Source organism: Arcobacter peruensis, assembly GCF_003711085.1.
Classification (GTDB): Bacteria; Campylobacterota; Campylobacteria; order Campylobacterales; family Arcobacteraceae; genus Poseidonibacter; species Poseidonibacter parvus.
Genome location: NZ_CP032363.1, coordinates 1,856,920 through 1,872,071 on the forward strand (window position 1 = coordinate 1,856,920; position 15,152 = coordinate 1,872,071).

General features: G+C 29.2%; 8 protein-coding genes. 2 read left to right on the forward strand and 6 right to left on the reverse strand.

All coding sequences use genetic code 11. From position 1 onward, the window contains the following. Nucleotides 1-17: 17 nt before the first annotated feature. From D3Z07_RS09380 to D3Z07_RS09395, 4 genes are all read right to left on the reverse strand, one after another. On the reverse strand, nucleotides 18-773 hold the full coding sequence (locus D3Z07_RS09380) for a hypothetical protein (protein ID WP_122893733.1): 756 nt from the start codon (nucleotides 771-773) through the stop codon (nucleotides 18-20). Then, nucleotides 770-1,504 carry a hypothetical protein gene (locus tag D3Z07_RS09385; RefSeq protein ID WP_122893734.1) on the reverse strand — a complete coding sequence of 245 codons (735 nt, stop codon included), beginning with the start codon at nucleotides 1,502-1,504 and terminating at the stop codon, nucleotides 770-772. Before D3Z07_RS09385 ends, D3Z07_RS09380 begins: the two co-directional genes overlap by 4 nt. Before the next feature lie 107 nt (nucleotides 1,505-1,611). Further along, nucleotides 1,612-2,271 carry a hypothetical protein gene (locus tag D3Z07_RS09390; RefSeq protein ID WP_122893735.1) on the reverse strand — a complete coding sequence of 220 codons (660 nt, stop codon included), beginning with the start codon at nucleotides 2,269-2,271 and terminating at the stop codon, nucleotides 1,612-1,614. Between the two features lie 86 nt (nucleotides 2,272-2,357). After that, a complete protein-coding gene (locus D3Z07_RS09395; protein ID WP_122893736.1) occupies nucleotides 2,358-2,885 on the reverse strand; it encodes a hypothetical protein in 528 nt (175 codons plus the stop codon). Nucleotides 2,886-3,205: 320 nt separating this feature from the next. Here D3Z07_RS09395 and D3Z07_RS09400 point away from each other — a divergent pair, with 320 nt between their 5' ends. Further along, entirely contained in the window at nucleotides 3,206-3,670 is a 465-nt protein-coding gene (locus D3Z07_RS09400; protein WP_122893737.1) for a hypothetical protein, read from the forward strand. Between the two features lie 7 nt (nucleotides 3,671-3,677). Continuing rightward, entirely contained in the window at nucleotides 3,678-4,370 is a 693-nt protein-coding gene (locus D3Z07_RS09405; protein ID WP_122893738.1) for a 4'-phosphopantetheinyl transferase family protein, read from the forward strand. A 9-nt stretch (nucleotides 4,371-4,379) separates the two neighbouring features. Here D3Z07_RS09405 and D3Z07_RS09410 read toward each other — a convergent pair whose 3' ends face one another. Together D3Z07_RS09410 and D3Z07_RS09415 are read right to left on the reverse strand one after the other, a co-directional pair. Then, nucleotides 4,380-11,438, reverse strand: a complete 7,059-nt coding sequence (locus tag D3Z07_RS09410; protein WP_164707218.1) for a type I polyketide synthase — start codon at nucleotides 11,436-11,438, stop codon at nucleotides 4,380-4,382. Nucleotides 11,439-11,917: 479 nt separating this feature from the next. After that, complete coding sequence (locus tag D3Z07_RS09415) at nucleotides 11,918-15,046, reverse strand: DUF3427 domain-containing protein (protein ID WP_122893740.1); 3,129 nt, start codon at nucleotides 15,044-15,046, stop codon at nucleotides 11,918-11,920. Nucleotides 15,047-15,152: the final 106 nt, after the last annotated feature.

Consider the following 15,152-nt stretch of genomic DNA (forward strand, 5'->3'; position numbering starts at 1 on the left):
TAGCAATATTTTTTTCATTATTTCAATACCTCTATAGAACTTAGAGTTTTTATATATTTTACGGCTGAAGTATCATATAAAAGTGCACCTCTAGGAAGTGATTTGAACTCATCTTCATCATAGGGTGCTGCATCTTTATTAATAATAATAGGACCTGTTTTAAATTTGTCAATAGAATAATACATTAAAAGATCTGTTTGCGTGTCATCTGTATATATATAAATAACATTTTCATCATCACTATCTTCTTCTCCCCAACAGTACTTTTCCTTATTTAAATCTTTACATTCTAATAAATCAAATTTTCCTGTTGAACTTAAAAAATACATATGTTTTACAAATTCATCTTCTAATTTAAAGCCTACAAAATCATCTGTTTTATCATCAGGAGTACCATTAGTATTATAATATGTTTTTTTTCTAAAAGAATCACTTTCATATATACTTTCGTAACTTGCATCACCTTGCAAGCTAGTTTTTATAAATCTGCTAGTTAATTGTTTTTTAAAATTAAAAGAAAAGTTACTAAGTTCAGGTATTAATGTACTTTTAAAACTACTACCTAAATATTCATCCGTAACTAAAGTATCAAAATCTTCTGGTATTTTTTTTTCATTTAAAATATAATTTTCATAAGCTCTAGCTATTGATTCTTCATCTTGAATCATTTGCTTAACAACTAATAATAATCTTTGTTTATCAGAAAACGACGAACTATCTGCTGCATTTAAAAAGCTTGAAATTAAGAATAGTGTTAAAAATATTTTAATCATAATTCATCTTTCAGATAATAATACAGTTTTGTTTCCATTGCATTCTCATTTAATATTAATTGTTCTTTTATTTTTTCTTTAAAATACGCTTCTTTTCTTTTAGCAAGTTCATCTGCTGTTAAAACCTCTGTATCACTTTCTTTCATATCCTGATAAATATCAGAATGTGGAGTATAAGTGTCAATTGCTGTATCAAGTTTATCTTCTATTTCTGTTGCTGTTAATGTTGAATATAAAATTGCTGTACTTAAATACTCAATTGCTCTTTGGACACTATTTTCAATTGACTCATTTTTATTTACTATATTTTTTTCTATATTTCCAACTTGAAAAGTGTGTGTTCCATCATCTATTTCTTCACTTGATGATATGTTTTGTAATTTTGCTCTTAATGCAAAAAGTTTTAATTGCTCATTTTCATTTAATACAAAGTTACCAGCATCATCTACTAAAGCGTTATTTTCAAGAGTACTAGAACTATTTCTATCTAGAAGCAATACCTTTTCCCAGTTTCCACCTGCAGGTAGATGCATCATGATTTCATCACGTGTTACTTCATCTGGATTTTTATTGTATTGTTCAGCTAACAGTGTTTTTATATCAGTTATGATTTGATAGTTTTCTTGAATTTGCTTTGCTTCTTGGGTATCTGAGTATGACTTATACATAGAAGATGCTGAATATATAGCTGTAACAATAAGTGCCGATGATAGCCATATATTTCCTAACATTTGTATTTTCCTCTTTTGTAAAATAAAAAATGAATATTATAAGTTAATACTCATTTTTTATTTTAGATAACACTTAGGCTTAAAAGCCTAAGTACTTGCTCATTTTATTATAATGTTTCTTTTGGCATATCTTTAAAGTAAATTGTAAATACTCCATCATCAACATTTGCACTAGAATCACTTGCTCCAGTCCATGTTCCATCAATTGTTTTTCTATCAATATTAGCTATAGCAGATAAATCATTAGAAATTTGACTTTCTAAGAATGCTCTATTATCAAATAATTTATTTAATAATTGTACTCTAATTCCAGGTGCAGTATTTGCTGCACCTACAACAAGACTTAAGTTCATTCCTGGTGTATCTTCTCCTCCAAATGAAATAGCTGAATAGGTATTTGTAGTTTTCGAATTATCTGTTGTTGCATCATATGAACCTGCTACTGCCGTATTATCATTGATTTCATCATTCATTTGATCTGCGAAATAACCTAGTGATGCTAAAACCTTTAATGTTGCCGCAGGAATTGCCGCAGCTGATTCATCCACTGTTGTTGTTGCAGGATCATCAATAACTGCAGCAACTCCCTTTGTAACATCTCCCGCTCTAACCGCTAATTGTAAACCATTTCTAATATTATTAATTTCTGTAACAATACTTGTCTTTTGTGCGATACCTTCAATCTTATCACCTGTTCCACCAAACGTTTGAAACATGTAAATCATTGCTCCAACTACTACTATAACCATTGCTATTAACTGTGGCATTTTAATCCTTTTTTATTTAATTTAATTTTCCTACCAACCTACCATAAATTTTAACAATTTATTTTTATACTATAAATCGCACCAAACTATTTAAACACAGTACAAGTAAATATTCCATCATTACTTGCACCTCCGCTATTTTCAAAATCATCTGTACCATCAAATTGATTTTCATTTAGCGCTGCTGTACCGAAAAGCGATTTCTCGCAAAATTCTCTACTTGAGAAATTTTCTGAAAAAATAGCTTTACTCATCAATCCTGCACTTGCCCTCATATCAACTAATAATTTATATGAATTACTTGCATTTTTATTTGGAATTATTTGCCAAATAACATCATTATGTGGAAAAGTTACAGTAGATGATAATCCACTACCTGACACAACAGAATTATTAATTAATACTCCTGCAATACTTAACTTTTCAAAACTAATATCATCTAAACAACTACTATCTGTATTAATACAAGTCTCAACAAAACCATCAACCATTGAAAACATAACTCTCATATTTTCAAGTTCCGCTTTTATAGTACTATCATCTGCTTCATATCTTGTAAATAAAATAGTCATAGCCGTAACAATAGATATAATTGATGCAACGAGATATGGCATTTTATTCCTTAAAATAATTAATAGATAATATTCTATTTAACTAATTGTATCATACTTATAATTAAAATTAAGCTTAATTAGAATTATTTTTATAAATATATTTTTCTCTAAAAAGTGATTATTCAATAAAAGAGCCCATAATTAGGCCACTTGATAATATTTATAAAATTATAAAATTATAAACTTTAATTATTTTAAACTAAAATTTATAAATGTACAATAACTATATTCTTAATGATATTCTTTAATTGTGATATAAAAGTGAATTAGGGGTTAAGAGTCATTTTGATAGTATTTTACAAACAAAACTTAGGAATAAAATGAATAAAAATGACAAAAAACCTGATGTTAAACTTTTCTCAAGTAAATTCTTTGCAAGAACTAAAATATCATACTTAATTACAATGCCTTTTATAGCAATGATGATAATACCAGCAATAATTGCAGATATTTTTGCAAGTATATATCAAGCTATAAACTTTCCTGTATATAAAATTCCAAAAGTTAAAAGAAGTAAATACATTATAATAGATAGACATCATTTAAGCCATTTAAATTTTATGGAAAAGGTTTTTTGTGTTTTTTGTGGATATGTAAATGGAGTAATTCAATACTGCGCAGAAATAGGCTCAAGAACAGAAGAATTTTGGTGTCCAATTAAACATAAGAAGAAAACTGGTTTCAAACACGCAAGATATGATAATTATATCGAATATGAAGATACAGAAGAATATCATCAAAAAAGAAAAAATATAAGACTTAAAATGAAAAAAGACTTGGATTAAAAAAAATATGCTAAATATATATTTTTTAAAACTTGATTTTAATATCAGTGATCATGATTTATCAATGTTAGAAAAAACAATTTCGACCCAAAGGGTTGAATATGCAAAACAATATCATCAAAAAAAAGATTATATTCGTTCACTTTTAAGCTCTGTCGTGCTTTATTATGCTTTAGATAAAAATGGAATTGATAAAAAAAATATAGTCATTGAGAAATCTCCAATGGGAAAACCCTTTTTAAAAAATTCAAAAGACTTTAAAAATATAGATTTTAATATCACTCACTCTGGAGATTGGGTAGCTTGTGCAATTGATAGTGGTGGTATTGGAATAGATATAGAACAAATCAAAGATATTGATTTAACAGACTTTGAAGAGATACTAAGCACAAAAGAAACAGACTATATAGATGGAAACCTAGAAAATTTTTACCAAATTTGGACACTAAAAGAGAGCTTTCTTAAAGCACTTGGAGTTGGTGTTTATAAGCCTTTATCATCTTTTAGTATTCAACCATATGACAAACATTATGCAAAAGTTTTTGAAAATGATTATGACGAGCAACAATGGTATTTTTATAACTTCAAATTAGATGAAAAACATTTCTGTTCTATTTGCTCACAATCAAAAATCAGTAAAGAAAGTTTCAACTTCTTAGAATATGAAAGTTTCTATAAACTAGCAACTTTAAGTCGCTAGTTCATATATTTATTCTTTTAGCCAAGTAGCCAATGATTCCACTGAAGGATTATCAAACACACTAGCTAGTGTAAGCTTACTGCTATGCTCTTTTATATTTCTTCGAAGTCTTAATAAGATTTGACTTGCAATCAGACTATCTCCTCCAACACTGAAGAAATTATCGTCATCATTTAGCTCAGGCATACTTAATACATCTTTGTAAATTTTTGAAATTCTTTGAACTAAATCATCTTCTTGTTTTTCATCACTGTTTTCTGAACTCTCTTCATCATCAGCTTTTTGATGTAGCCATTGCTCAACTCTTGGATTCATATCTCTTGTCGAAATTAAAATTTGAAGTGGCTCACTCATAGAAATCACTCTTTTAATACTCTCTATACCATCTTCTGGACTCATAGAGTATTTAGCAACAGTTTGCTCATATGCGCTTACTTGCTCTTTTGAGTATTCAAAATCCCAATCATCCCAGTTTGTACATAGCCATTTTATACCAAGTCTATATGGATTTATTTGAGTAAATGTATCCATAAATCGATTTGCTGCTGTATAAGCAGTCATACTATAACCACCTAATATTGAAGCAAGTGAAGAGAACATCATCACAAAATCAGGCTTAATATCTTTTTGTTCAATTAATTTAGCTAATACATTCTCTAAGTTTAAAAGTCCATAGATTTTTGGATTAAACTCTAACTCACAAATTTCTTCACTTATCTCAGGTAAATATCTTAAGTCTGCAACTCCAGCTAGATAGAATATTCCATCAATTTTTCCATACTCACTAACTGCAACATTGATAATATTCTCAACATCTTCAACTTTAGCCATATTGGCTTGTAAAACTTGTACTTTTGCACCCTTGTCTTCAAGCGCTTGAATATGCTCTTTTATTCTTTGCGTTTTTGCATCGCCTCTAGTAGTTAAGATTAACTTTGCATTAAATGTAGCTAACTTTTCACTTAGAGATGTGGCAATTCTACCAAGCCCTCCAGTTATTATATAAACCCCATCTTGTTTAAAACCATCTTGATTTTCTACAGGTGCAATTGCTGCTTTTTCATATCTTTTTACAAATCTTTTAATACCACGAATTGCAACAAAAGGTTCAATATCAGGATTTTGGGCTGAGATTTCATTTAAAACTCTTCTTTTAGTATCAGTAGAGCTAATTTCAGCAGATAAGACATCAATCATTCTACATTCTATTTGAGAATATTCTTGTGGTAAAACTATTGATGGACCAAAAAGAGTAGCTTTAACTGGATTTGTTTTTTCATCATTTACGCTAAATGTATAATCAGTTAGAATCCACACTTTAAGCGTATCAAATGAGCTTTGTGATGCTAAACCTTTTGTAAAATTAAGTAGTGGGTAAAAACTCATATCTAACTGTTCTTTTACATCTTCACTTAATCCTAAAGTCCATAAATAAAGTATTCTATTTGGATATTTTTCTTCTGCATTCAGAGTATTAAAAAGCGTTATAAAAGAATTAGGATCATCCATTTTTACATCTTCAGGATAAACAACTTCAATACTTGCATTTTTATCTTTTAATGACTTTATAATATCATCTGAAAATTCATCTGCCTTAGCAAAAACTAACCATTTTTGCTCTTGTAAATCCTCATTTACACTAGCAAAAACACTTCTTGTCCAAGAAGGAATAAAACCACGACTTGATACATCTTTAATCATCTCATCTTTGCTAGTTTGCTCTGCCCCAGCACCCATTAAGTTTTCATTGTTTGCCCAACAAGAAACTTTTTCAAATGAATATCCAGGTAGTGCGATTTTATTTCCTTTATAATTACTATAAAGACTCCAATCAACTTCTCTACCACTTGCCCAAATTTGAGCTATTACGTTATTTAGAGCTTCTATATCACTTGTAGCTGTATCTTTTGCATGTCTTGAGCTAGGAACAACTAAAGGTTTATCATCAAGTTTTAAAGTAAAACTACGCATTACACGAGTTTGAATTGTATTCGCCCCAACTTCAACTACATTAGTTGGACTCTTAGCTAATAAGCCCTCAATATTATCAGAGAAGTACACACATTCGCGCATGTGAGTTCCCCAATATTCATCATCATTTACTTGGTTCTGGCTCATCCAAGTTCCTGTAACATTTGACATTAAAGGAATTTGAGGTTTATTTCTTTTTATTGTTTTAACTACTTTGTTTAGTTCCTGTGCTGCCTCACTCATCATTGGTGAATGAAAGGCTTGTGAAACATTTACTTTTTGAGCTTTTATCTCTTTGGATTCTAATTCTTCTTTTAGTTTTAATATCGCCTCAACTTCTCCTGAGAAAACAATACTATTAGGTGTATTTATAACTGCAATTGAAACTTGATTATGTTTTTGTAGTATTTCTTTAGCTTCTTGTAACGGCATTGAGGCTGATAGCATTGTACCCTCACCTGCTTTTTGCATTGCTTTACCTCTTGTAATAACAAGTTTTAAAGTATCTTCAAGAGAGAATATCCCACTAATAAGTGCAGCTGTATATTCTCCAATACTATGACCTGCAAGTCCATCAGGCTTTATTCCCCAATCCATTAATGTTTTAGCAATAGAGTACTGATGAGCTACAATTAAGGGTTGCGTATAATACGCATATTCAAATGCTTGGGCACCTTTTTCAAAAAGTAATTCTTTAAAATCAACGCCTAATTCTTTTTCTAAAATCACACAACATTCATCAAAGTATTTTTTAAATCTTGGTTCATTTTGATATAGTCCTAGCCCCATAAACTCATGCTGTGAGCCTTGACCTGAGAAAACAAAAACATTTTTTATATCACTTTGTATTTGTTTTGAACTAAGTTTGCTAACTTTAGTTCCTTTTGCACTATTTCTTAAAGCCTTAATTGCTGAGTTTTTATCAGTACAAGAAACTCCTACTCGATATTCATAAAACAGTTTAGTTTCTCTTAACGTATATTCAATATCATCTAAACTAATATCTGGGTTTTTCTCTATAAAGTTGGCTATTGATAAAGCATTTTCTTTTAGTGAGTTTTCACTTTTTGCACTAAGTAAGAAAAGATTGTGCATCTTATCTTGCTTATCTTTTTCTTGTTTATCTTCATTTATTTGAACTTCTGGAGCTTCTTCTAGAATAAAGTGATTATTTGTCCCACCAATTCCTAAAGAAGATACTCCTGCTCGTCTTGGGAAATCTCCATCAACTTCCCATTTTTTAAGCTCCGTATTTACATAAAAAGGAGAATTTTCAATATCCATAGATGGATTTGGTTTATCATAATTGATATTTGGCACTAAGGTTTTATGATATAAACATAAACTTGCCTTCATAATACCAGCCATACCAGCAGCAATATTACTATGTCCAATATTTGGCTTAATTGAGCCTAAGGCACAATATTGTTTTTTGTCAGTATATCTTTCATAAACATCACTTAATGCTCTTACTTCAATTGGATCACCTACTAGCGTTCCTGTTCCATGAGCTTCTATATAACTAATAGTATCTGCACCTACATTTGCATTTTCAAGCGCTTGAGTTACTGATACTTGTTGTCCTTTAACTGATGGGGCTGAATATCCTGCTTTTTCAATACCATCATTATTTGTTGCATAACCTTTTATAACTGAATAAATAGTATCGTTATCTCTTATTGCATCTTCTAGCCTTTTAATAACTACAACACCAACACCATCACCTAAAATAGTCCCACTAGCTTTTTCATCAAATGTTCTTACTTTTCCATCTAGTGAGTTTATGTGACCTTCAACATATTGATATCCACCTTGAGGGAAAGTAATACTTGATGCACCTGCAAGTGCAACATCACATTGATGAAGTTCTAGTGATTGACAAGCTGAACTAATAACTGAAAGAGCAGTTGAACAAGAAGTTTGAACTGCTATACTAGGCCCTTGTAAATCAAGCATATATGAAACTCTAGTTGTTAAATAATCTTTATCATTTCCTGTTTCTGTTAAATGGTATTCCATAGGATCAGTTGGATCCATAAAACCACCACCGCCTAATTGATGTAATAAATAAAGCGGTGAATACGAACCACCAAAAACACCAGTTCTTTCGCCATTTCCTGGTTTTATTCCTGCATTTTCTAGTGCGTGATAACAAGTTTGTAAAAACAGTCTATGTTGAGGATCCATTAAAACTGATTCTTTTTTGCTTAAATTCCAAAATTGATAATCAAAATGCTCTACATCATCTATTAGAGCACCAAAGCTGCGATAATTTTCATCTTCATAAATTTCAGCACTAACGCCTATGCTTTCTAAGTATTCTTTACTTAATTCTTTAATAGAGCAAACTTCATTACACATATTATCCCAAAACTCATCAACATTTTTAGCTCCTGGAAAAATACCATCCATTCCTACAATTGCTAAATCACTTGAGCCATTTTGGTGATCTTTATCTTTTGAACTAGTAATATTATCAAGATGAGCAAGTCCTCCACCACCTTCTCTTGAATCAATTAGCTTACCAAGACTTTGAACTGTTGGTTTATTAAAAATATCAACAACTGAAACTTGAATATTAAGCTTTTGCGAAAGATGAGAACATATTTTAACTGCTAAAAGTGAATGCCCACCTAAATCAAAAAAGTTGTCTTTTACTGAACTTACAGGAGTGCCTAAAACATCTTGCCATACTTCTATAATAATCTGTTCATTTAAAGTTCCACCAATTTGTGGTGCATTTTCTATAGCCTTGCTCGCTGCAACATCAGGATCTGGTAATTTTTTTCTATCTAATTTACCAGTAACACTATTAAGTGGTAATTCATCAAGCACTATTAAATATGATGGTACTTCATAATGAGGTAAATTTTCTTTTAAATGCTCTCTTAAAGATTTGATTAATTTATTATCTTCCATACTTTTATCGCTTACTAAATACGCTACTAATGCATCAGGCTGTTTTGTTTGGGGATTATCTTTAGTAACTACAACACATGCGTTAATTGCACTATAATCATTAATAGCTGCTTCAACTGCACCAGGTACAACCGTATAGCCACGAAGTTTAATCATAAACTCAATTCTACCTTTTATTTCTAATTCTCCATTTGGAAGTAATCGTCCTGCATCTCCTGAACGAAACATAATTGAGCCATCATTTTTAATACTATCTTTTACAAATCTTTCATCAGTTTTTTCTTTATCTCCTAAATATCCTCTAGCAAGAGAATCACCTGCTACATAAATTTCAGCACTCACACCTTGTGGAACTGGATTTTGTTCTTCATCTAAAAGATAAATGCTCACATTTGACATTGGTTTTCCAACACTTGAGAACTTAGGTGAGTATCTTTCATCTAAAAGCGCTAAATCATAAGTACAAATATCATGAGTTTCTGAAACAGAATAATCATTTAAAAGTTTACAATCTGGGAAAACTTCAAAGAATCTATTTTTTAATGTAGTTGGTACAACTTCACCGTTTAACCATACAATTTTTAAGCCTGATAAACGATTTGTTAAATCTATATCAGGAGTATTTAAAATTTGCTCTAATAATGAAGGAGTAAAAAGCACTCTTGTGATTTTATGCTCTTCTAAAAAGCTTACTAACTTCCATGGATCGTAAATTGAGCTATCAGGAATAACATAAGTAGGGAAACCTTGAAGCAAGGCACGAACAGCCTCCCATACAAAAAAGACATTACAAGCTTCTCTTTCATTTTCTTGATATGGATAATAGTTATATCTCCAATAATACGAATTTACAGCACCCCTATGAGGACAAATAATACCTTTTGGTTCACCTGTTGTACCTGAAGTCATAACACAATATGCAAGTGAGTCAATATCTGGCTTTTCTTGATTTGCGTAAAGTTCTGGAAGATTTTCTTTTTTTAATCTTTCTTGCCAATTCTCATCTAAACATACTATTTGCTCATTTTGCGGCAAGAATTCAATATATTCATTTGTCGTTACTATAACTTTTGGTTTAGCTTTATTTAATGCTTTTTTTAATAATTCTGTAGGATATGCAACCTCTAAAGGCATATATGCCCCACCTGCTTTTAAAATTCCTAAATATGCAATTATATATTCAACTGAACTCTCAGTATAAATTCCACCAATATCATCAACGCCTAAGCCTAAAGTTTGTAATTTTCTTGCTAATAAATCAGTTTGTTCGTCTAACTCTTTAAAGCTTATTTGCTTATTGACATCTAGTACTGCAATCTTTTCTGGGTTTTCTGACGCTTGTTCACTAAAGAGTTCATGCAAACACTTCTTTGGATAATCTGCACTTTCACCATGCATAATTGAAAGAGGAAGAGCTTTTAAATCTTGCTTTAACTCTTCTACAATATCATCAAAAAGAATATCTTGTTTTGATACTGTATAAAAATGATCGCCATCATACTCTTTAATTTTATATTCACTATTTGTATATTTTTCCCATTTTTGTATATCTTGTTCATTTAATAATGGATCAGTTTTACCAAAAGTTGCAGTTATTGGAATATTTAAAGCATCGCTTTTTTCGTACTCATAAGTTTCAGAAATTTCAAAATCAGCTCTAAGCGGTGGCAAAATAAAATCAAGTAATTCTTTATTTTCAAGCACATCCTGGGGTAATAAACCAAGCTCTAAGATTTTACTCATTAAATCTTCATCGCTAAGCGTATACATAGGCTCATCTTCTTTTGAATCCTCAGGAGCCTTATGAGCTGATAGAATTAATCTAAGTGGTGGCATAATACCTTGCTTTTCAATCTCTTTTGCAACTTCGTAAGCCACTAAAGCACCAACACTATGACCAAACATAACATAAGGTTTATCTGAAATTTGAGATATTACATTAGCAATTTCATCCGATAATTCAAACATATTGCAAATTGCATTTTCTTCACGTCTGCTTCCTCGACCTGGGAAATTAAGTGCATACACTTCTATAAAATCAGGTAATTTCTCTGCCCATTCTTTATAAACATGTGACCCACCTCCACCATGAGGAATACAAATCAAACGAATCTTTGCATTTTCTCTAGCTTCATAGCAACTTATCCAGGGGTTGTTGGTATTTGTTATAACAGACATATTTTTTTCCTTAAAAATGATAAACTTCATTAAGTAGTAAAATTTTGCAATAAACTTGACTCTAAAATAACAAAGCCAATAAGTTAAGACAGCAAACTTTTAATATTAAAAAAACTTATATAAAAGATATATACAATTTTTATCAATAGTTAATTAAACTATATCTTATAAAATATTAATCTTACTAGAGAAAACAAATAATTAGATCTTATTAATAATAAATTTATAAATTTTTTATATTTAATATAATCAATGGAATTTCTAGTATTGAAGAGGACAAAGAATATAACACAAATCAATTTTTATCACTACTACAACCACTAGAAAGTGTAGCATTTGTCAAAGACGTATCTCAGAATTGATATAAAATATTTTTTAGAAAAGATATTAGAAATCGTAACACTAATTTGCAATATTTGAATTCTATTTTAAAATTGTTTAATGATGTAAAGCCACATAAACTCAGCGGTTCTTTTTATTTATCCAACTGCCATTTTTGCAATATTTTTCCATAAAAATGGTGGTATTTTATTTTCAAGTTCCCATGTAATACTCATAGGTTGACTTCCATAATGACTTTTATAAATAACTTTCCCTAGACATATATATGTCATTACATTTTTATTTTCATTATGATTTGATTCTCTTACAAATAAGATAATATTTTTATTCTCTTTTTGGTGATTAATATAAATTAAACCTTTTGGAGAATCTGGTTTAGTTGAGTTTTGAGATTGCCAATGGAATAATCTGTCATTTATTGCATAATCGTCATACATAGTTGTAGGGGAATATTTATCTTCTGTTTTTTCTAATGTTACAAATAAAAGTTCAGTATTTTTGTCTTTTATATTTAAAACACCTTCTCTACTACTTGATTTTTTTTGAAAACTGTTTTGTCCAAAACCTGATAAAATCTGTTCTCTTGTATATCTTGAATGTAGTTTTATTGGACAAAAATATGGTAAATCTAAATCCCTTTCAATATGAGTGATTTTATCTATTAAAATTTCAATTACCTCTTTTAATTCCTTAATTAAGATTTTATTATTCCCTATATATTTTATTCCCTCATCTAAACTATTAAACTTATTTGGGTCTTGAAAGAAATCATAATAAAGCATCAAAAATGATTGTTTATTTTTTTCCATAACTTCTTTTGTAAAATCAAAATTATTATCTATAAGTTCTAAAATAAATTCAAAATAACTATGAGATCTTGTTAATAGCCATTTTTTAGAAATTGCTCTTATCAGTTCTTTTTCATTAACTTCATCAAAATCTTCTACAATATCAGCTTCATAACACAATTTAGAAAAACTATCTTTTTTATATAAATTTTCTAAAGAAAGATGATTTATCTTCGTAAAATTTCTAATTGTAAGTGGTAAAGTTGTCTGATTTTCATAATTTCTTATTTTTGATATTAATTTTCTTCTACCAAGTGTAGTTGCTTTTTTAATATTATTTAAAATATGTTCTTTAGCTTTTTTTTCTAAAACTATTAAACATCCTAAAGGTAAATGAGGAAATTCATTTTCTATTTCATCTTTTACACTATTAGAAGTTTTACCAATTAAGTTTCTAAATTTACCTTCAAAATCATATTCATCTCTAGCATTTCCAACAAAATCTAAAACAGTCAAGCACTCTTTGTTTTCAGTAAATCTAAGTCCCCTTCCTAATTGTTGTAAAAACACAGTTAAACTCTCAGTTGGACGTAAAAATAATATGGTATCAATTTGGGGAATGTCAACACCTTCATTAAAGATATCAACTACAAATAAATAGTTTATTTCTTTTTTTAACAATCTTGATTTCACATCATCTCTATTAGAACTTCCAATTATAAGGAAATCTGCTTTTAAACCAACTTCCTTAAATTTCTCACTCATAAACTTTGCGTGTTCTTGTGATACACAAAAGCCAATTGCCAAGACATCATTTATATCTGTTAGATATTCTTCACATTTTGTGATTATTTCACCAACTCTTTTTTCACTTAACAAAACATCATTTAGTTCACTAGTTTGATATTTTCCATTTTGCCATTTTATATTTTGTAAATCTACACTATCGCTAATCCCAAAATATTGGAAAGGACAAAGCAGTTTTCTATTTAATGCCTCAGGAAGTCTAATCTCAGAAGCTGTTACTCCACAAAAATCATCTAAAATATTTTCATTATCCATTCTCTCAGGTGTTGCAGTAAGACCTAAGAGAATATTAGCTTCATATTTTTGCAAAATTGGTCTATAACTTTTTGCAGCTATGTGATGTACTTCATCAATTATTATAAAATCATAATAGTTTTTTGTAAGAGAGAGTTTTTCAATATTATTTTGCAGAGTCTGAACAGAAGTAAATAAATACTCATAACTTAAAGGAGTAATTCCATCAACCCATAATTCACCAAAATTATTGTCTTTTAATATCGCTTGAAAAGTAGCTCTAGCTTGTATTAAAATTTCCTTTCTATGTGCTACAAATAGAAGTTTTGCACTTGGATTATTTTGTTTGAATCGTTTATAATCAAAAGCACTTATAACTGTTTTTCCAGTTCCTGTTGCAGCAACTAAAAGATTTTTGTAACGTTTATGAATCTCTCTTTGTACTTGAAGTTCTTCTAAAATTTCTTCTTGATAATGATGTGGTTTTATATCAAAGAAGGTTGAAAAATTATTTGTATCTTTTATGGAACCATTTTTTAGTGCCGTTTGAAGTTTTTGCTTTTTTTCTTGTGTAAAAACTTCAAATTCTTTATCTTCCCAATATGTTTCAAAAGTTTTTTGAAACTTTTTTATTATGTGCGAAATTTCTGAATTTGTTACTTTTAAATTCCATTCTAATCCACTTGTAAGTGCACTTTTTGAAATATTTGAAGAGCCTATATATCCCGTATGAAATCCCGTATCTCTAAAAAACAAATAAGATTTTGCATGCAATCTTTCATTTGCTGTATTATATGAAACTTTGATTTCAGTATTTGGTAAACTTGCTAAAAATTCAACCGCTTTTAAATCAGTTGCTCCCATATAAGAAGTAGTGATAATTTTTAATTGTTTTCCACTTTTTGTAAATTCTCTTAACTCTTTTTCAAATATTCTAATTCCTGACCACTTAATAAAAGAGACCAAAAAATATATTTTATCAGAGGAAAGTATCTCTTTTTTTATTTCACTTTCCAAAGAAACTCCAGCATTACTTCCCGTAAAAAGTTCACTTTGTGTAAGCCCTGTATATGGAGTAATTTCTTTAATATAAGTATCAAAATCTTTTATATGAGAATCAAGTTTTGGTATAACTGCTTTTAAAATAGAAGTATTAATATCAAGTAAATTATCTTTAAAGTCTTGCTTTTCTATTTCATTTTCAAGTAATAAGATTATTTTATTTATGATATTTATTTGTGTTTCAATACTATTTTCACCACTTATTAGATTTAATGAATGATTTATAAAGTCACTTATATATTGCGTTAAAAAAGTAGAGGCTTCTGATTTCTCAATAGTAGTAGTTTTATAATAGATGGTTTCTAAATCCAAAGAATTTAGTTTGTTTGAAATCAAATTATTTATAAGTTGTTCGTATAATCCATTTTTAAACATTTAGAATCCAATTATTTTTGTAAATTGAGTTTATCATATTTTTAATTTAACATATATATTAAATATGAAGTCTTTTTTCAAATATTATCAATTAGTATCATATTAT

Bases quoted from the DNA above. Each gene is read 5' to 3' on its own strand.
- D3Z07_RS09400 (WP_122893737.1), top strand. From the start codon at position 3,206: ATGAATAAAAATGACAAAAAACCTGATGTTAAACTTTTCTCAAGTAAA.
- D3Z07_RS09395 (WP_122893736.1), bottom strand. From the start codon at position 2,885: ATGCCATATCTCGTTGCATCAATTATATCTATTGTTACGGCTATGACT.
- D3Z07_RS09390 (WP_122893735.1), bottom strand. From the start codon at position 2,271: ATGCCACAGTTAATAGCAATGGTTATAGTAGTAGTTGGAGCAATGATT.
- D3Z07_RS09415 (WP_122893740.1), bottom strand. From the start codon at position 15,046: ATGTTTAAAAATGGATTATACGAACAACTTATAAATAATTTGATTTCA.
- D3Z07_RS09405 (WP_122893738.1), top strand. From the start codon at position 3,678: ATGCTAAATATATATTTTTTAAAACTTGATTTTAATATCAGTGATCAT.
- D3Z07_RS09410 (WP_164707218.1), bottom strand. From the start codon at position 11,438: ATGTCTGTTATAACAAATACCAACAACCCCTGGATAAGTTGCTATGAA.
- D3Z07_RS09380 (WP_122893733.1), bottom strand. From the start codon at position 773: ATGATTAAAATATTTTTAACACTATTCTTAATTTCAAGCTTTTTAAAT.
- D3Z07_RS09385 (WP_122893734.1), bottom strand. From the start codon at position 1,504: ATGTTAGGAAATATATGGCTATCATCGGCACTTATTGTTACAGCTATA.